Annotated in this window: 14 protein-coding genes; 4 read left to right on the forward strand and 10 right to left on the reverse strand. The window is 58.3% G+C overall.

Features of this window, described 5'->3' with window-relative positions; genetic code table 11:
* From sufB to EOW68_RS01185, 4 genes are all read right to left on the reverse strand, one after another.
* Positions 1-896 (reverse strand): Fe-S cluster assembly protein SufB (gene sufB, locus EOW68_RS01170; RefSeq protein WP_128223352.1); only part of this gene is annotated, 896 nt, incomplete at its 3' end.
* 14 nt (positions 897-910) lie between these two features.
* Positions 911-1,834, reverse strand: coding sequence for an ABC transporter ATP-binding protein (locus EOW68_RS01175; RefSeq protein ID WP_128223353.1), 924 nt, complete (start codon positions 1,832-1,834; stop codon positions 911-913).
* A 244-nt stretch (positions 1,835-2,078) separates the two neighbouring features.
* Positions 2,079-7,373 carry a DNA polymerase domain-containing protein gene (locus tag EOW68_RS01180; protein ID WP_128223354.1) on the reverse strand — a complete coding sequence of 1,765 codons (5,295 nt, stop codon included), beginning with the start codon at positions 7,371-7,373 and terminating at the stop codon, positions 2,079-2,081.
* Between the two features lie 242 nt (positions 7,374-7,615).
* Positions 7,616-8,149, reverse strand: coding sequence for a type 1 glutamine amidotransferase domain-containing protein (locus EOW68_RS01185; protein WP_128223355.1), 534 nt, complete (start codon positions 8,147-8,149; stop codon positions 7,616-7,618).
* A gap of 518 nt (positions 8,150-8,667) precedes the next feature.
* On the opposite strand from EOW68_RS01185, the gene EOW68_RS01190 reads away from it, so the two are divergent.
* Together EOW68_RS01190 and EOW68_RS01195 are read left to right on the forward strand one after the other, a co-directional pair.
* Positions 8,668-9,240 carry a magnesium transporter gene (locus EOW68_RS01190; protein ID WP_128223356.1) on the forward strand — a complete coding sequence of 191 codons (573 nt, stop codon included), beginning with the start codon at positions 8,668-8,670 and terminating at the stop codon, positions 9,238-9,240.
* 56 nt (positions 9,241-9,296) lie between these two features.
* Positions 9,297-9,818: a magnesium transporter gene (locus EOW68_RS01195; protein WP_128223476.1), complete on the forward strand. Its 522-nt coding sequence runs from the start codon at positions 9,297-9,299 to the stop codon at positions 9,816-9,818.
* A gap of 14 nt (positions 9,819-9,832) precedes the next feature.
* On the opposite strand, the gene EOW68_RS01200 is transcribed toward EOW68_RS01195, so the two are convergent.
* Positions 9,833-11,035: a potassium channel family protein gene (locus tag EOW68_RS01200; protein ID WP_128223357.1), complete on the reverse strand. Its 1,203-nt coding sequence runs from the start codon at positions 11,033-11,035 to the stop codon at positions 9,833-9,835.
* 86 nt (positions 11,036-11,121) lie between these two features.
* Between EOW68_RS01200 and EOW68_RS01205 the strand changes: the two genes are divergently transcribed.
* On the forward strand, positions 11,122-11,967 hold the full coding sequence (locus tag EOW68_RS01205) for an NAD+ synthase (protein WP_128223358.1): 846 nt from the start codon (positions 11,122-11,124) through the stop codon (positions 11,965-11,967).
* A 30-nt stretch (positions 11,968-11,997) separates the two neighbouring features.
* Here EOW68_RS01205 and EOW68_RS01210 read toward each other — a convergent pair whose 3' ends face one another.
* The 5 genes from EOW68_RS01210 to EOW68_RS01230 all read right to left on the reverse strand — a co-directional run bounded on the left by EOW68_RS01210 (position 11,998) and on the right by EOW68_RS01230 (position 16,957).
* Positions 11,998-12,264: an elongation factor 1-beta gene (locus EOW68_RS01210; RefSeq protein ID WP_128223359.1), complete on the reverse strand. Its 267-nt coding sequence runs from the start codon at positions 12,262-12,264 to the stop codon at positions 11,998-12,000.
* A 2-nt stretch (positions 12,265-12,266) separates the two neighbouring features.
* Positions 12,267-12,446, reverse strand: a complete 180-nt coding sequence (locus EOW68_RS01215) for an HVO_2753 family zinc finger protein (protein ID WP_128223360.1) — start codon at positions 12,444-12,446, stop codon at positions 12,267-12,269.
* A gap of 492 nt (positions 12,447-12,938) precedes the next feature.
* On the reverse strand, positions 12,939-13,859 hold the full coding sequence (locus EOW68_RS01220; RefSeq protein WP_128223361.1) for a 3-hydroxyacyl-CoA dehydrogenase family protein: 921 nt from the start codon (positions 13,857-13,859) through the stop codon (positions 12,939-12,941).
* A 72-nt stretch (positions 13,860-13,931) separates the two neighbouring features.
* Entirely contained in the window at positions 13,932-14,630 is a 699-nt protein-coding gene (locus EOW68_RS01225) for a bacteriorhodopsin (protein WP_128223362.1), read from the reverse strand.
* The gene (locus EOW68_RS01230) at positions 14,630-16,957 is read right to left on the reverse strand and encodes a methyl-accepting chemotaxis protein (protein WP_128223363.1); all 2,328 of its coding nucleotides are present in this window, start codon (positions 16,955-16,957) and stop codon (positions 14,630-14,632) included. The genes EOW68_RS01225 and EOW68_RS01230 overlap by 1 nt, the downstream gene beginning before the upstream one ends.
* A gap of 148 nt (positions 16,958-17,105) precedes the next feature.
* Here EOW68_RS01230 and EOW68_RS01235 point away from each other — a divergent pair, with 148 nt between their 5' ends.
* The gene (locus tag EOW68_RS01235; protein ID WP_128223364.1) at positions 17,106-17,978 is read left to right on the forward strand and encodes a protein kinase domain-containing protein; all 873 of its coding nucleotides are present in this window, start codon (positions 17,106-17,108) and stop codon (positions 17,976-17,978) included.
* The last annotated feature ends 3 nt before the right edge of the window (positions 17,979-17,981 follow it).

Below are 17,981 nucleotides of genomic sequence, written 5' to 3' on the forward strand. Positions count from 1 at the left end.
CACTCCATCGTGGCGTCAGCCTCGGCGATGGCGCGTTTCGTGTTGAGGTTGTACGTATTCTTCGACCAGTTCTGCACCGTCGAGTACTGGACGTGGGCGTTTTCGCGCACGAAGACTTCGACACCACCGGAGTGCAAATTGAACTCGGAGTATTTGGGTGCCGAGCAGCCCTCGATGTAGTGGACTTCCGAGTTCTCTTCGGCGATGATCAGCGTGTGCTCGAACTGGCCCATCCCGTCGGTGTTCATCCGGAAGTACGCCTGCACGGGCATCTCCACGGTAGTATCTTCGGGGACGTAGACGAACGAGCCGCCGGACCAGATCGCGCCGTGCAGCGCAGCGAACTTGTTGTCGCTCGGCGGCACGGCTTTCGTCATGAAGTGCTCGCGCACGATTTCCGGGTGTTCCTGGACTGCTTTGTCCATGTCACAGAAGATGACACCTTTCTCTTCCCACCGCTCCTGCATGTTCTGATAGACGATCTCGGACTCGTACTGCGCGCCCACACCGGAGAGGGCGTTCTTCTCGGCTTCCGGGATACCCAGTTTGTCGAAGGTGTCCTGGATCTCCTCTGGCAGATCGTTCCAGTCGTCGACCCCGCCGCGGGTCTCGATGTCCGGGCGGATATAGGGGACGATTTCGTCGACGTCCACTTCAGAGAGATCCGGTGCGGCTGGCCAGTCGTCTGGCATCGGCATCTGCTGGAACTGCTCCAGCGCGCGGAGGCGTCGCTGTCGCTCGAGCATCCACTCGGGTTCGTCTTTGTCCTCGGAGATGAGGCGAATCGTCTCCTCGGTCAGCCCCTTCTCGGCCTCGAAGGCCGACTTCTCCTCTTTTTTGAACTCGAAGCGCTTCTCTGTATCCGTCTCTTCTAGATGGTCTTGGTCTGAACTCATGATTTATTTCACCGTTAGGCTGCCTCGTAGACTTCTTCGCGGACCCAGTCGTACCCCTCGTCTTCGAGCTCCTCTGCGAGCTCTGCGCCACCGCTTTTGGCGATCTTGCCGTCGAGCATCACGTGGACGTAATCGGGCTCGACGTAGTCGAGGATTCGCTGGTAGTGTGTGATCTGCAGGATGCCGGCGTTCTGCTCGTCACGGAGCGCGTTGATCCCGTCGGAGACGTCCTGGAGTCGATCGATGTCCAGCCCGGAGTCGATCTCGTCGAGGACGGCGATCTCGGGTTCGAGGATCGCGGCCTGCAGCACCTCGTTCTGTTTTTTCTCCCCACCGGAGAAGCCGGCGTTGAGGTATCGGTTCGCGAACTTCTCGTCCATGTCGAGTAGTTCCATCTTCTCCTGGAGGATCTGCTGGAACTCTGCGACGCCGATTTCGCCCTCTTCGACGTCTCCCTCCATCGGCGAGGTGTCGTAGCCGGCGGCGTCCTCGTTGGTGGACTCCTCGGCCTCTGCTTCCTCTTCTTCTTCGTCCTCGAATAGCTCCTCACGCTCTTCGAGCTTGGCGTTCAGGGCAGTGCGCAGGAAGTTCACCATCGTGACGCCTTCGATCTCTGCCGGGTACTGGAAGCCCAGGAAGATCCCGAGGGCTGCTCGCTCGTTCGGTTCGAGATCGAGCAGGTCCCACTCCCGGAGATCCTCGTCGGCTGCCTCCTCGAACTCGTCGCCCTCGAGGTGGAGTGTTACCGATCCATCTGTGACGCGATAGGCCGGGTGACCGGCGATGATCTTCGCCAGTGTGGATTTCCCACTCCCGTTTGGACCCATCAGCGCGTGGATCTCGTCGCTTGCGACTTCGAGATCGACACCGTGCAGGATCTGTTCGCCGTCTTCCTCTGCGACTTCTGCGTGCAGGTTGCTAATTTCGAGTGTTGCCATAGTAATCTTAGGTCAACCGAAAAGTAGGGCGACTAACGCATAATAGTTTCGTATTCCATCCTCGTATTTTCAGTACGGGGAACTCATTTTTAGATTCCCAAAGATCGAATTTCTGGAAACGGGTACAGAAACGGGTTGAAACGAATTTACTGGTTATGCTGTCTCATACCACAGATCGACCTCACGGGAGTAGATGGATTTACAGAGGCTTTCGAAGTCAACGAGTATGTTCTGAGATGATCTCTCACATGAATTCGCCGAGGCCCTTCTGCTCCTGGCCGGATTTGACCTCGTTCCAGGAGATACCGAGTGCTTCGAGAATCCGGGCAATCGGCCCCTTGAGTGTCTTGTCGAGCATCTTCTCCCAGTCGATTTCGAACTCTTCCGGGAGCTGGTCGGCGTACTCGAAACAGATCACGTCCGGATTGCGCCGGAACTCTCCATAGAGTGGGTCTGTCCCCGGATCGAGGCCGTACTCGGCTTCGACTGTATCGAAGAAGTTCGCATGCACGCGGTCGAGATAGACTCGCTTGGGTTTCGAGCCGCGCTGGAAGTTCGTCCCGAGCAGCATGTTCGCGTACTTCGCACCACGGACCTGTGCAGTATCGGTATCGTAGTTGTCGAGACGTTTGCCGATTCCACCGGGAATGCCGATCTGCTCCGGATCGACGTTCCCGTTCTGGAAGTCCTCGATAACCTCGGTGACGTAATCCTTGATCGACTCTCTGCTCTCGCCGGTGACGATCCTGTCGATGACCTCCTTCTGGACCTCCTTGGTGATCGGCGCGATATCTGAGCGCTTGTACTCGAATCCCGTGATGTCGATATCGTCGACGTCTTTGCCCTCCTTCCAGACGATGTGGCCTGCGTACCGCTTCTTTTTGCCAGCCTGGAAGAAGCGCCTGTACAGCTTCTCGAACTCGATCTGGAAGCGGTGTTCGGCCGCGTTGAGTTCTTCCATCGCGAACTCGTCGTAGGAATCGTTGATCGTCTCTTCCAGCTCGAATGACTCCTCGATTGCGTCCTCTTTGGAGATGTCAGCGCCGAGTTCGACCATAACCGAGTCGGTATTGTGGAGGACTATCCCGCCGACTCCATCGACGAAATTGTCGTTTTCGGCGACACTCAGATCATAGACGTATCCGTCGTGGGTGGATTCGGACCGGACGGCATCACGTCCACCGCGGTAGTAATCACACGTTCTGATCGTGTAGCTGTCTTTGTCGTCACGATATTTGAGAGAGTACTTCTTATCGCGCTGGATCAGAAGCATGCCGAGACCGGCAGCGAGTTCCCGACTCGTGGTCTCGAAATCGAAATTCCGTTCGGCGTACTCTTCCGAGTACCGCGGGAATTCGCGTGAACCGTCACCTTCGACAAGTACATTGAGGAACAGTTGCTGCTCGGGCTCCGGGAGGTGAAAGACGAATGATGGAACCTGCTTGCCCCGAGATTGCTGTCCAGCAAACTCCCGGAAAAAGACCGCCGCCAGTTCGTTCATCATCTGCAGTTTGTGGGTCACATCGTTGTAGGTCGCCTGTGTAGCCCCTGCGTTGGTTTCGTACTCGACCGTTCTGGCGTCGCCCGTATCGCTCTTGACAATCGATGCTGTACTGTTCCCGAACAACCGGTGGTAATCGTCCTGCAACTGTTCGAGCCAGGAGCGTCGTTCCTCCGCGATACTCGCACCGAATCGGGATGCCGTAGTTTCTATCGTCGAGGAACTTCCTTCGGAGACGTATGCAGCCAGCAATCGGATGAGTGCGTGGCCATCCTCGCTTTTGATATCGATGTATCTCTGGAGCCTGACAGTCTTATCTTGTCCTTTGTGTTGCTGGTGTCCGAACCAGACAGTTTCGCCGTCCGAATGGACTCGTTTCGTCTTTGTTGTCGCGTTTTGTGCGCCCACACTTCGTCCATCTTCGTACTCTCTAGTATAGCCGTCGAGCACTTCGTACAGGTCGATCGTCTCACGAGTCTCGACTGATGGAAGCGATGGAATACGCAACGGTGTGTCGACGTTATCGGGCTGGAGTTCGGTAAGCTCTCCATCCTGCTCGACGACAAAGGAGTGGTCACGTGTGGTTGTCGACTCTCCAAATTTGTGCTGGAGTGTGACGACGTCCTTGTCCGTTTTGTGGCGTATCGCCCGCTCGATCGGTTGCCACTCAGTTATCATATCTTCGGAAAGTGATAGTGCCTCCCAGCCATCCAGTGTGCTGTATTCTTTTGCTGTCTCTTCACCAGTACCGTGATCGACAGTGAGAATTTGTTCGCCTGTATCTGTACTCTGCCCGATCTCGAACAGTTCCTCAATCGGGAGTATTCGGATCGTACCTGATGGATCACGAACGACAACCGGCCGGTCGCCTGTGACACTATCCCCATACACCACTTCCTTGTCGAGTTCGGTAGTCACTTCCTCGGTGAACTCGATCACGTCCCGTCCAGTCGCAGTGACTGCCGCGCCCATCTCGCGGTCGTAGAGTCTGAACCGATCCCAGCCCAGCACACCATACAAGGACTGCCCGACGAACTGCATTCGGCCATTTCGCCCGGCCAGGAGTGTGTGATTGTCTGCAACGGTCACACAGTACACACCATCATCTGCCGTACTCCGTGATCCGCTCCGGTGCATCCGGAGTGTGTTTTTGGCATCTTCGCTCACGTAGATTCGCCACGAACCGCTATTTTTGTTGTAGTTTGCTGTCAGTCCCAGGTGTGTACAAAGTCGTAGGACATCGTCTCGCAGCTGTTCACTGGCGGTCGTATAGCGCCACGAATTGGGTTGCCTGTCCCCATCGCCGTCGATCAGCGTTTCGAGGAACTGTCGTTTCTGTTCTTGGGATAGATCGTAGACGAACTCTGGAATCTGCTTCTCATAGCTATTTGCCCCGCACATCTCTTCGAGAAGGTCACCGAACAGACGGGATGTAAACTGATAGGATCGATCATCGACGTAGTACTCGATCCCCATTCTATCCAGCAACTGCCCAATGCTGCCGTGATTGTCGTCGCCGCCGTCTGCGACCGCCAGTGCCTCCTGTGCGATTTTCACTGTGGTTGCAGAGCCCCGGAGTTTGTCGCCGAACTCCTTCGTCTCAGATGTGTAGACGTTACCTTCGGTGATATACCAGGCGAGTAGATCGAGGAAATCGTCGCCCTCGTACTGCCGGGGAACCCACTTCCGTCCGGACTCCTTGTGAATGTAGGACAGTTCGGAGACTTCTTCGATATACTCTCGGTGTTCCTCGAAAGATTCTGGATCGAAAACATATCCTTCTTTACCGATGTCGTTTTTCAGAACTGTGTCGGGATAGTAGCCCAGTTCCGAAGCGAAGGTATGTCCGTGAACGTCTGGGCGGATCCAGACCTCGTACTCGTCGACGTACTCTGTTAGATCAACCGTTTCGAGTTCACGCCCGTCTGGGCCGTCCCAGTCGTGCGGGAGTTCGTAGTTCGTTGCACGGTCTAACTCTCCCGCTTCGACGAACGACCAGCCATCTTCCGTGATACCGTTCGTCTCGTTTTTCCGTACGAGCATCCGATGGTTCGGTGTGACGCTGAAATCGATCTTGCTCGTCTGAATATCGACTAGCTCACCCTCGTATTCTGGATACGCGTGCGTTTCGACGACCGGTTTGACTTCCATCTCCATCGTCTCTGGATCGAGTGAGTACACGTCGTCACCCACTTCCAGATCACGGATGCCCCGAACTCCATCTGGAGTCAACACGTCTGTATCCGGGGTGAAGCAGTTCATTATCACCTTGACAGCTGCTTGCTGCCTGTCGTACTGGTCGTATTCGGGCTCTTTGGGGTCGTGCTCGTCACGCAAGGATTTCTTCTCTTCCCGTTCTGTCAACAACTCGTCAACCATTCCGCGGATCGCACCGTCGGGTTCCTTCCGGAACCGTGTCCCGTTCGGTGCACGGTAGGTCTCGCCGTCGTAGGCCTCCGGATCGACCTTCGTCTCGGGAGATGCGTTAATTGTTACCATGCACATGGGATAGAGCGACTTTAAATCTAGTACACTGACATTTTCTCGAACGCCGGTAATCGGGTCGAAGACGGCTCCACCCTCGTAATCCTCACTCTCCTGTTGGCCTTTCGATGGGAGTGCGAAGTTGTCGTGGAGTTTGTGCAGGACGTACATGTCGACTGCATCGCCGGGGGTGGTCGCGTCCTCGATCTTGCAGCCGACGAACTGCCGGACCTCGTTCCAGAAGGCGATGATCGCCTGGTCGCGGTCGAGTTCGACACACAGTTCGACGTCCCGGAGGTTGTATTCGAGCAGGCGTTCTGGGTCGTTCTCCCAGAGGTCGCCGATATCGCCGGGATACCGCTCTTTCCCGATGCCGAGTTCGCGCTGGCCGACATCCTCCAGCTTGTAGGAATCGAGCTCGGAGAACTGTGTGCGCTGATAGGCGTAGAGCAGATCGAAGACGATCCGACCCTTGATATCCGGCCCCTGCCAGTCACTGCGCCAGACCTCGTTGACGCGGGAGAGCCGGTCTGGGTCGAGATCGTAGTCGGTACCGCTGTCGAGGACTTCTAGTCTGTCGATCAGATACGGCGCGTCGAAATCGTCGAAGTTCCAGCCAGTCAGGAGGTCGACGTCGGTGTCTTCGATGTAGGTGAGGAAGCTATCGAGCATCGCCTCCTCTTCTTCGTAGGATCGAATATCGTAGTCGAGACTCCGGGATGGGTCGTCTACATCGTCGACGTTGATCGGTTCGTAGTCGTCGATGCGCTCTGGCGGTGACTCGCCGTCGGGTGCCTCGTACAGCCAGAGGATGTACTCGTCGTCGTAGGAGTCGTGGCTCGCGATACAGATGATCGGCTCCTCCCCTTCTTCGGGGAACCCGTGGCGGTCGTCGACCTCGATATCGAAGGTGTTGACCCGGGGTGTGGCGTCGGCCTCGACTGGTGAGAGTTCCTCGTGGTGGACCCGGAGCGTTTTGCGAGGGCTATCGTCTTCGTCCTCACGGGCAGGGACGCGGACACCACTCGTAATATCCTTGTCGATGAGCAGCCTGTTCGGGAACAGGATATCTGCCTCGTAGTGGTCGAACTCGTCTCGGATCTGGCCCACGTCCCGCGGCGTCTGCCCGAAGATCTTGGTCAGCTTCTCGCCCCGGATCGATTCGTAGGGGTCGCCGTTCTCGTCGGTCTCCTCCCAGCCAGTGATCCGGTCGTACTCTTCGAGTCGCCCGTCGGTCAGGTTCTCCGTCGGCGCGTAGAAGTACGGTCGGAACTCGTAGACTTTGACGTGGACGAGTTCGCTGTCGGGCGCTCGTCCGAAGACGTGGACGACCGGGTATTCGTCGTCACCCCGTCCCTCGACGGTGTAGTTGACTTGCATGACTGCAAGGTCGACGGTGTCCTCGACCGCCGGAAAGAGATGCTCGTCGGTCTCGATGCGCGGGGCAGTTGTCCCGCCGTTTGTGCCCGCGACAGCCTCGGCTTCGGCGGCGGGGCGACCCGCCGAGCCGTCGTCCCCATCGTCTTGGAAGGCCCCGAGTTGCGACTGCGACATACTGCCTCTCTTTGCGTGCCCGGCTAAAAACCCCGATGGTCCAGCGGCGAGATGTATGCCAGCCAGATCGAACTGGTATGATCACAAATAACAAGCATAGCAAGAAAGCGACCGCCCTCTTTCATTTACACCCACGTCGTTCGGTTGGCCAGCCAATAATCAGTATGCGACGTTTCTTCTGGCACCGGTCGAGACTCCGGGTCACGGACGTGCCCGCGCCTACCGAGAACCGAGACGGTTTCTTATGCGGGGTGCTCGGCCAGTGCATCCACCAGGACGCGGCAGTAATCGGGGATGTCCTCGACGACGCGTCCCCAGACGATGTTGCCGTCGCGGAACGCCGGTTCGTCGACCCAGGTTGCGCCGGCGTTTACGAGGTCGTCTTTGATGCCCAGCGATCCCGTCGAATCCGAGCCCTCGACGATGCCTGCGGAAATGCCGACCAGCCCGGCATGACAGATCATTCCGACGATTTTGTCGTCCTCGTAGACGTCCCGAACGAGGTCGAGCACCGACTGGTCGCGGCGAATCTTGTCTGGGGTCCAGCCGCCGGGGACCAGGACCGCGTCAACCGCCGCCGGGTCGACCTCCTCGGCCGCAAGTTCGGTCTCGGCGGTGAGCCCGCCGCTTTTTCCCGTGTACTCGACGCCCGCTTCCGTGCCGACGACGTCGATCTGTGCCCCTTCCTCTTTGATGCGCATATAGACGGCCCAGAACTCCAGGTCCTCGAATCCGGGTCCGACCAACATGGCGATTCGTTTGTCTTCCAGTTTCATGTCGGATCACCGTTGGGAGTACGAATTATACGTTCCGAACGTGTGCCGTCCACGTCGGCCCCGTCCGGCCGATACCCAACCGTACATCAGAATAGAGTTCATTCCGTGATAATCTTTTATTTCGGCCTGACGAAAAGATAGCCCACAGATCAGTTCAGCCCCGACCGGTTCCTGATAGTGATTAGTGCGGTTATTTTCGTGACCGAGTCACAGATCTACATGTGTCACGGCGCCTAACTCACAGTTTGCGTTGCCAGAGCCGTACAGACTCGCAATAATTACTATAAGACGATTGTTTTCGGAGGGTAGAGTGCAGTTTGGCTGATGAGATACAACCACGAACGCGGAGACACTCTGGGAAGGACGATCTCCAGGGTGGGTGAAGCGTTCTACGGCACCCTCGCCTAGAGCGAACAATTTTCTCCGCAACTCGAATCACTCTACACAGAATAATCACCTAAACCAGTACACCGTCGCCGTCTCGTCAGGTTTAATGGAGCCGTCAATCTGTAACTGGTATGGGCGTCCGCGAGGACATCTGGAAGATCTATCGGGAATCGCTCCCGATCCTGTTCGTGGCGCTCGGCGGCGGATTATTTTCCGGCATTGTCCTCGAAGGATTGACCGATAGCGTCGAACGATTCCCCGGCCTCCTGGTGATGGTCCCAGTCTTTCTGGCAACGCGGGGCAACGTCTACGGTGCACTCGGGGGCCGGATCTCCAGCGGCCTCCACCAGGGGCTGATCGATCCCGAGTTCGAGTACGACGAACGAATTGTCAACGCCGTCATCGCATCCCTCATCAACGGTATCGGGATCTCGATTTTCATCGGCTTTCTCACCTGGATCGTCCTCTCCGTGCTCCCGGGCTGGGAAGTCGCACGGCTCCTCGAACTGGTCGGAATCATGTTCATCGCCGGCTTCCTGACCTCGTTTCTGATGATCGTCGGCCTGCTCGGGATCATCTTCGCCGGCTTCAAATACGGCTACGATCCGGACAACCTGGTCGGGCCGATCGTGACCACGCTCGGCGATATCTTCGGCATGCTCTTTATGATTCTCTCGGTGTGGCTCGTCGGGGTGTTGCTGTAGTGGCCCGGTCGGGGAGTTCACTCGGCTCCTGGCAGTGGCAGCGCATCGTCAGGAACATGTTTCCGCTACTGGTCGTCCTCTCGGGTATCGTCCTCATCGCCGGGATCACACTCGAAGATGCAGAGGCGTTACTCGACGAGTACGGTCTCCTCGCCGTGATGGTCCCGACGATGGTCGGGATGGGTGGGAACCTGGGCGCCATCCTGAGCGCCCGGCTGTCGACGCGCTTTCACCTTGGGACGACAGAACTCGACCCCAGAGACCGGGATCTGTGGGCGAACATCCTCGCAATCCTGGCACTGGCAGCGACGGTGTTCACCGCACAGGCCGTCGGTGCGTACATCATCGGGTTCGTCATCGGCAGTTCGCTGGGCTTTGGAACCCTGCTTTTCATCTCGCTGGTGAGCGGGATGTCTCTCGCAGTGATTGCCATCATTTTCAGCTTCGCTGCAACCTACGTCTCCTACCAGCTGGGGATCGATCCCGACGACACCACGATCCCCATCGTGACGAACGTCGTCGACGTCTTCGGGATGATCATCTTTATCGGCGTTTCCGGTTTTGTCCTCGGATTTTGACCGTCGGCAGGCAATCAAATCGCGTTTTCGACCAGCTTCTCTGTCGCGTCCCAGGTTCCACGGACGAGTATCACGTCGTGTGCGTGGACCGTCTCCTCGCTGTCGGGATAGAACACCCAGTCGCCGTCCTTTCTGTGGATCGCGATCACCGAGACGCCCGCGTGGTCGGACAGGATCTCGCTGACAGTTTGTCCAGCGTAGCCGCTTTCATCCGCCAGTTCGACCCGTCGGACGCCGACATCGCTCTCCCGGACTGATTCGGCGATCACCGGGTGGGTATCGATATCCCGGAGGATTCCCTCGGTGATTTCGAGCGCTGCATCGCTGATCATCTCGCTACTCCCCGCGAGCCCCAACAGTCCCCGAAGTGAGACTGGGTCGGCCACGTCCGCTGCGGCCTGGAGTGTCCAGGCTTCGAGCCGGGCCTTCAGACTGTCGACCTCGACTTCCAGTGAGCGCACCTCTCTGGCGAGTTCCTCGTCGTCGAAGAGTACACTCGCGTACGCGAGGTCGACGGCGAGTTCGCTGACATCTTTCATCAGGACGATCGTATCGACGGCACGTTCCAGATCCGTCAGTTCCTCTGTCTCCCCCTCGGGGCGCTCGTAGGGTTCGCCAGTCACAGACTGATACACGCCGGAGATGTTCGACTCCTTGCCCCGGAGCAGGACCACGTCATCGACATCCAGCTGTGTCTCTCTGTCGGGGTTCAGATCCCAGTCGTCGTCCGACCGGAGCCCGATGACACGCACGCCGGTCTCGGTTTCGAGATGGATCTCGCCGAGTGTCCGGCCACTATATTTCGACCCCTCGACGACGACGGCGCGTTCGAGAACTTCGATCGCCTCGGGCAGCGAGGTCTGGATCGCTCCCGGCAGCGCCTCCTCGCCGAGTACGAGCTGTGCGATATCACCGGCCGCGTCGCTGATCTTCTCCGTCGCGCCGATGATCCCCAACACTGGGGCGAGCTGTCTGGCATCGTCGGGCTTGCGGACGGCCATCAGCATGTTCATGCGGGCCTGCAACTGGAGAAGATCCATCTCCCGTTCGAGTTCCAGTACCTCCGCAGCGAGATCCTCGCTGTTGTGCAACAGCGCCGAGTAGGCCAGATCGACGATCAGCTCCGAGCTGTCTTTCATCGAGACCAGCAGGTTCTTGACGCCGACTGGCTCGTACTCGACCGTCCTGGCGTCGACGCTGTTGTCGAGCGAGTCCATACCCGCACTTTTCACGTCACGGGCTTGATTCTATCGACTCCCCCAACCGAGACAATTTTTCACACTCCAGTACTACTAGCCGGTATATGCCAGAGATTGTACAGACAGATGCGCCACTGGATTTGGCTTTTTCAGAGGCAGAGCTGGAAGAACACCGGGAGCACATTACAGAGTTTATCAGCTCCCAGTACGAGGCTGCCGGGGCGGATGTCGCGGTCATCGCCCTCTCCGGCGGGATCGACAGCACACTCACTTCCCATCTCGCCGTCGAGGCACTCGGAGCCGACAGCGTCTACGGACTCGTCTTGCCGAGTACGGTCAACAGGGAGTCGAACATGAGCGACGCCGAAAGGGTCGCGAGCGAACTGCTCGGCATCGAGTACGACGTGATCGAGATCGAACCACTGATCGAGGCGTTCATGGACGCCAACCCGAACGTCGATCCGTCGGATGCAGACGACGAGGCGATTCAGGTTGCAGTCGGCAACACTCGCGCTCGCATGCGCGCGATCACCTCGTATTTCGAGGCCAACCGTCGCAACGGTATCGTGCTGGGAACGGGCAACAGGAGTGAGGCCGCTGTCGGCTACTTCACCAAGTACGGCGACGGGGCAGTGGACTGCCACCCGATCGCGAACCTCTACAAACAGCAGGTCCGCCAGCTCGCAAAACACGTCGGTGTCCCAGACGATCTCGCAGAGAAAACACCGACTGCGGGGCTGTGGGCCGACCAGACCGACGAAGACGAACTCGGCATCGGCTACGACCTGCTCGACTCGGTTCTCGCATTGCACATCGACGGGCCGGTGTCAGCCGCCGGGACCGCTCGCGAACTCGAGATCGATCTGGAGACCGTCGAGACGATCGAGGAACTGTACGAGCAGAGCGCGCACAAACGCGCAGCCCCACCCGGTCCGGAGCCGCTGCTGTGAGTTCGAGACGACAGTAAAAAACGGTCCGAGCTAGAGGCGACCGACGTCTTCGACCGAGACACTCTCGACGTGGTCGACCTTCTTGAACGCTTCTTCGACGGCTTCGGTCCCGCCGGCGTCGTCGGGGACGATCACCGTCGGGATGAGTGCGGTCAGCCCGAAGGCAACGTCGTCACGTTCGACGCCGTTGATTTTCGCGCCTTCCGGCAGTGATTGTTCGAGCGCTTCCTGTAGTTGATCCAAATCGACATCCGGATCGTTCGGCATGACTTTGACGGCAGCTGCTACTTTTCCCATGGTTATGGTCCTGTGAATCCGCAGTCGGGGCACTCGTAGAGGTTACTCTGTTTGCGACACTTCGCACAGCGGTGGATCTGGTGACCACAGTCGGGGCATTTGAACGAGGCCGCACTCGTCCCCGCGACGTGGATCCCACACGAGATGCATTTTGGCGTTTCTCGCGCCTGACTATCGCTCATACCCTCTCTATCACAGCATCGCTTTTAAGAATTTCCAAGTTGTGTTGGCGTGTCTGATCTGGCTGATGTAGAATTTTATAGTGAGCTTAGTACGAAAATCGTTTTCGAGTTACTGAAGACAGAAATGCCACTACGAACAGCAAGAAAGCCCCCGTCCGCTTGACCGCCCGAGACTCGCTACGGTCCTCACTGCGTTGCGGTCCTTGCTTCGTCTGGGACGGACCAAGCGGACGGCCCCTTTCAGTCCCGCCCCGGCGTGACTTTCTAGGGCGGGCGGGACTGAAAGGGGCGCGGCTCTGGACGAAGGCGGACCCATCAAGCGTCGGGAGACTCCGTCTCCCGGGCCCGCGGGTGTGACCCGCGGCCACCGACTGGAGCGCAGATGGGTCCCCCGAGTTCAGAGCCGCGGGGCTTTCTTGCTGTTCATAATCTCCAAAAAGCTGATTTTTAGCTAATCAAAGTACTGCTAGACTCAAACTTCTCTTCTTTTCTCTACGACTGCGTCGGATCGTCGATTTGCTCGTCTTGCTGGGCGATCCGTGGTGTTTCGAGAGCCGATTCGACGGGCTCGCCGCTCTCCCACCGGTAAAACCCGGTCCCCGCGGCCATCCCGGTGTAGCCGTTTTCGACCAGCTCCCGCAGGATCGCCGGTGGTTCGAACCGGGCTCCGAGCGCCTCGGCGAGCGTTTCGAGCGTCTCCAGCCGGCTCTCCAGTCCGGCGCGGTCAGCCCGTTCGAGCGGCCCCATCGGATGGTGATACGCCTTCGTCGACAGCGAGTCGATCCCCTCGACGGTTACCACTTCGTCTTCGACAGCCCGCATCGCTTCGACCTCGTGGACGAGTTCGAGCCTGGTCGAGGCGATGCCGGCCACGTCAGCGACGCGAACCGGTGTGACGCCGATGGTTTCGAGGAACGCCTCTGCGCGCTCTGTCGCCTCGGCAGTCGCCTGTTTGGCGACGACCAGTTCCACGACTGTCGGCTCGGAGCGGTCGAAAAAGTGCAATCCGAATGCGCGGTCGGGCTGTCGGAGTCCGGCCGCGGCTGTCGTCACAGCGTGCGTGATCGTGCTGGTTGTAATCAGTGTCTCCCGCTCGGTGGCGGACTCGATCTCCGCAAACTTGGCCTGCAATTCCCCCGGCTCGGTGATCGTCGTCTCGAAAACCACGTCTGCACCGGCGACTGCGCCCCCCAGATCTGTCGTCGCTTCCAGTTCGTCCAGGACGTCACTTTTCATCTCCAGTGTGATTTCGCCATCGGCAGCAGCATCGATGATCCTTCGTTCGATATCGTCGATCCGATCCATCACGCTGGTGGCTTCTTCGGCATAGAGGCTCACCCCGTGTCCGGCCCGGGCGCACAGTGACGCAATGTCCCGTCCCGCGGAGTCGGCCCCGAGTACAGCAACGTTCATACGGGCAGTGTCACGCCTGACTAACTAAGCATTTGTGAGAAATTGCGTCGTGTTGACCGCCCGTGATAGCGATCAGTCGGCTGTCACACCGGCCGGATCGGTCGTTCCGGTCGCGACCAGCTGGCCCGACAGCGCGATCAATCCGAAGCCGACCTTTGCTACGATGTCGAGATAGGAGATGACGAGTGCGCTGGTCTCGATGTTCATCAGTCCCAGTCCGACGGGGGCCAGAACCCAGATGAACGGATAGATGAGCCAGAGGACGATCAGGAACGCCCGGAGCTTCCGGTACAGTGCGACTGTGCTGTCGTCTTTCTGCTGGACAGCGTCGTCGAAATCGTACATCGCGTAGTAGATCACGCCGACGAAGGCAACTGACCCGAGGATGTACAGCAGCCAGCCGAGGATACCGTCCAGCACTGCCCCACCGAAACCGAGGACGATCGTCAGCGCCATCAGGCCGATCGAACGGTAGATCGTCCCCATCGCCGCGCCAGCCAGCAACCCGAGATAGAGGACGTGCAGCGGCGTCGTCAACAGCCAGTCGATATACCTGAGGACATACACACTCTCCCCGCTCTGGGTCGAAATATTACTGATCCCCAGTGCCATCAGACCGTATGCACCGACCGCGATCAGTGGGACGGCGACGAGTATCGAGTAGCGTTTGTGATTCTTCTCGTCGATTAACTTGAACCCGTACGCGAGCGCGAGCGTCCCGAGGGCCATCCCGACAGTGCCGAACGAAAACCACGTCGTGAGTGTTGACATTACGAATCACCTCCTTCGATGGATCGACCGAAGCTGGTGGTCGACCCACCCGCGTTCGAATCTGATTTGACCGTAAACCGGTCGAGGAGATCGTCGAGTGCCTGTGCACTGTCGCGCAGCTCGTCGGCGGAGTTGGCGACCTCGTCGATCGACTCGGTCTGTGCCTGTGCCGCGTCGGCGACACTGTCTGCTTCTGTTGCAGTCTCCCGGCTGATATCCGTCAGATCGTCGATGACGCCCATCACGTTCTGTGCCGTCCGTGCCTGTTCTTCGGTCGCATCGTCGATCTCCTGGATGCCGGTATCGACCTCCTCGGTCGATTCGACGATCCGTTCGAGCGCGTCGATCGCCTCTTCGACTGTCTCTGTCCCGATGTTCACCTGTTCGCTTGTTGCTTCCATAGTTTCGACTGTCTCGTCGGCCTGCGCCTGGATCCGGTCGATCCGGTCTTCGATATCCCCGGCTGCGTCTTTCGTCTCCTCGGCGAGTCCCTTGATTTCGTCTGCCACGACCGCGAAGCCGTCACCGCCCGCGTCCGCGCGGGCGGCCTCGATCGAGGCGTTCAACGCGAGCATGTTCGTCTGCTCGACGATCTGTGTGATCAGATCGACGATCTCGCCGATCTCGGAGAGATCCTCGGCTAAGGCGTTGATCTCTTCGACCGTTCTATCCGTCTCCTCGTCGATGCTGTTCATCTGCTCGACTGCTTTCTGAGCGGCTTCACGGCCGGTCTCGCCGACCTCCGCAGCAGCCTGCGAAGTGGTCGCGACCTGCTGGGCGGAGGCAGCGACCTCTTCGGCGGTCGCGGAGAGCCCCTCCATCTCCGAGGCGGCATCCTGCAGACGCTGACTCTGGTTGGAGGCACCCTTCGAAATCTCGCCGATCGAGTCCCGGACGTTCTGGCTCGCCTGGTTGACCTGTCGCGCGTTGTCACCGGCTTGCTCCGTTGCCATCGAGACGTCCTGTGCGAAGGATTTCGTCGTCGCGATGATCTCTTCGAGTGCATCCAGCGTCGTGTTGATCTCCGCACCGACCTGCTGCATCGCCTCGTTGGAACTGTCGGGTTCGACACGCTGTGTGAGATCACCCGCCGCCGCTTCGCCGAGCACCTCCTGGTACTGGGCGGCCTGTCGTTCGAGATCATCGTTGATCTCCTGCATGACTTCACTCTCGTTTTCTGCCTCCTTTCGTGCCTCTTCTGCCTCCTTACGGGCCTGCTCTGCCTCCGCCTGAGCCTGTTCGGCTTCCTCGATACTGTTACGTAACGAGGTTCGCATGGTATCGAACGACTGGTAGAGGCCACCGATCTCGTCGGAACGTGACGTGGAGAGATCGACGTCCAGTCTCCCCTCACCCATCTCGCGAGCCCGGTTCGACAGCCGTCGAAGCGAGGTGACCGTGTTCGCACCGATAGTCACACCGACGAGTCCGAGATTGATCACTGCGAGCAACAACAGTCCGATGAGATCCGAGTTGATCTGATTGCTCAGGGCGAATGCCTCTTCCCTGTCTGAGTGAGACATCACCGTCCAATCGGTCGATTCCAGCTTCGTCATCCCCATGACTTCTTCGTCCATCTTCATGAACGTCGACTCGCCGGCGGAAAGCATCGCACGCATCTCTGCCCCTCCCTCGTGGTCCGCGAGAATCCTGCTCGCGTTCGGGTGCGCGATGTACTGATTCTCACTGTTGACAACCACGGTAAACGAATCGTCGCGTTGGTCCGATATCGTTCTCGTGCGCTCTCGGAGATCAGTCATATACACGAGAACGTGGTTTTCCTGGCCTGTCACCGGAGAGAGGACAGCGATGATCGGGTGATCCGCGATCGATACCTCGAACGGTTCGGTGATGTGTGTCTCGTGTGGACTGTCGAACTCGGGCGGATTCTCGGCGAATGCAGCCCCTTGCTCGGCTGGATCGACGCCGACGAAGTTCTCGTTCGAACTGGCCTCGATCGTCCCGGTTTCGGTGTTGTAGTAGTGAACCGCCGCGACGTTCGTCGAGACCTGTTCGTTTTCCACGCGATCTTCGAGATAGTCACTTATCGCTGTCGTATCGTCTGTATTCAACGCAGCGGCGTCAGAACTTCCTCTGACGCTCCGTTCGGTACTCTGTAGCCACGCATCCAGTTCGCCAGCCTGTGACTCCGAGAGACCAGTGAGATCGGACTCGACATCGTCTTCCAGCGTCTCGGACGCCTGGACACTGATGACGAGTCCGAACACTAGCATCACCACCACAGCAAACAACAGTGCAACCCCGAGTCGGGCTGCATAGCTGTTTGCAATGATGCTTGGGAGAAGGGAGCTGTTCTTGTCGCTCATTACGTATGCATTCGGTCACTCGTATGTTAAACTGACCGTGGAATTATCATTGCTGAAAGTACCAGTGAAGGTTCCGTTACAGTAGAATCATATTTGATGCTCAATAAATACCTTTAAATCACAGCTTTCGCCTTTCTAGGGATACGAGATGGATCTGCCCGAATCGGTTCTCTCGATCGCATCACAGAGTCGATTCGACCATCTTCATATGACTGGTTCACAGTACCGCGGGCTGTACGGCACTGTGTACGAGGCTCTCGCTGGGGTCGGGGGTCGTCAGGAAGATATCGCGCGTCGGATTCTCGACCGGCCGGAGTCGGCTGTCTCGGAGTTTGCCGACCGGATTACCGATACTCTCGGTCGATTTGCCCCGGTCACAGCACACGAACGACTGGTGACTGTCCTGGATTACGGAGCACGCCCGCGACCCTGGATCGCAACCGCGATGATAAACGAGCGTCTCGCCGACCGAGGGCCGATGGATTTTCTCTCACCGCTGACGACTGCCCGCGAACTCGTCGAGGGAGTTGCACATCTCCACCAGCACGATCTGATCCACGGCGGGCTCGACCCCAGAGCTGTCGTCTTCGTCGGGGGAGGGTTCGAGGATGTCGGACGGGGAACCCCGTTGATCGACAACGCTGGATTGATGCAGGAGTTCCGGTACGACTTCGAACCCGCAACGTACCTCGACCCAGCGTATGCCGCACCGGAGTACTACAGCCAGCAGTTCGGGATCGTGGATCACCAGACCGACCTCTACCAGCTCGGTGCCGTCCTCTATTACCTCGTAACTGGTCAGCCCCCATATCAGGGGACGTTCGAGGAGCTCAGGACCCAGGTCCTGCACGAGCCGCCACCGACCCCGAGCGAGGCAGGCGCACCTCCGGGGTTCGACGATATTATCAGGAAAGCAATGGCAAACGAGAAAATAAAGCGGTACGAAACAGTAGAGTATCTTCAGAACGATCTTACAATGATTGCTGCAAACCGTGAGTACGAGTGGGTAGATGGTGAGTAACGT

Origin of the sequence: Halovenus amylolytica (assembly GCA_004015825.1) — an archaeon.
Taxonomy (GTDB): domain Archaea; phylum Halobacteriota; class Halobacteria; order Halobacteriales; family Haloarculaceae; genus Halovenus; species Halovenus amylolytica.

Coding starts and splice junctions, on each gene's coding strand:
- EOW68_RS01220 (WP_128223361.1), bottom strand. CDS start 13,859: ATGAACGTTGCTGTACTCGGGGCCGACTCCGCGGGACGGGACATTGCG.
- EOW68_RS01205 (WP_128223358.1), top strand. CDS start 11,122: ATGCCAGAGATTGTACAGACAGATGCGCCACTGGATTTGGCTTTTTCA.
- EOW68_RS01225 (WP_128223362.1), bottom strand. CDS start 14,630: ATGTCAACACTCACGACGTGGTTTTCGTTCGGCACTGTCGGGATGGCC.
- EOW68_RS01200 (WP_128223357.1), bottom strand. CDS start 11,035: ATGGACTCGCTCGACAACAGCGTCGACGCCAGGACGGTCGAGTACGAG.
- EOW68_RS01210 (WP_128223359.1), bottom strand. CDS start 12,264: ATGGGAAAAGTAGCAGCTGCCGTCAAAGTCATGCCGAACGATCCGGAT.
- EOW68_RS01195 (WP_128223476.1), top strand. CDS start 9,297: ATGTTTCCGCTACTGGTCGTCCTCTCGGGTATCGTCCTCATCGCCGGG.
- EOW68_RS01190 (WP_128223356.1), top strand. CDS start 8,668: ATGGGCGTCCGCGAGGACATCTGGAAGATCTATCGGGAATCGCTCCCG.
- EOW68_RS01185 (WP_128223355.1), bottom strand. CDS start 8,149: ATGAAACTGGAAGACAAACGAATCGCCATGTTGGTCGGACCCGGATTC.
- EOW68_RS01180 (WP_128223354.1), bottom strand. CDS start 7,373: ATGTCGCAGTCGCAACTCGGGGCCTTCCAAGACGATGGGGACGACGGC.
- EOW68_RS01215 (WP_128223360.1), bottom strand. CDS start 12,446: ATGAGCGATAGTCAGGCGCGAGAAACGCCAAAATGCATCTCGTGTGGG.
- EOW68_RS01175 (WP_128223353.1), bottom strand. CDS start 1,834: ATGGCAACACTCGAAATTAGCAACCTGCACGCAGAAGTCGCAGAGGAA.
- EOW68_RS01230 (WP_128223363.1), bottom strand. CDS start 16,957: ATGAGCGACAAGAACAGCTCCCTTCTCCCAAGCATCATTGCAAACAGC.
- EOW68_RS01235 (WP_128223364.1), top strand. CDS start 17,106: ATGGATCTGCCCGAATCGGTTCTCTCGATCGCATCACAGAGTCGATTC.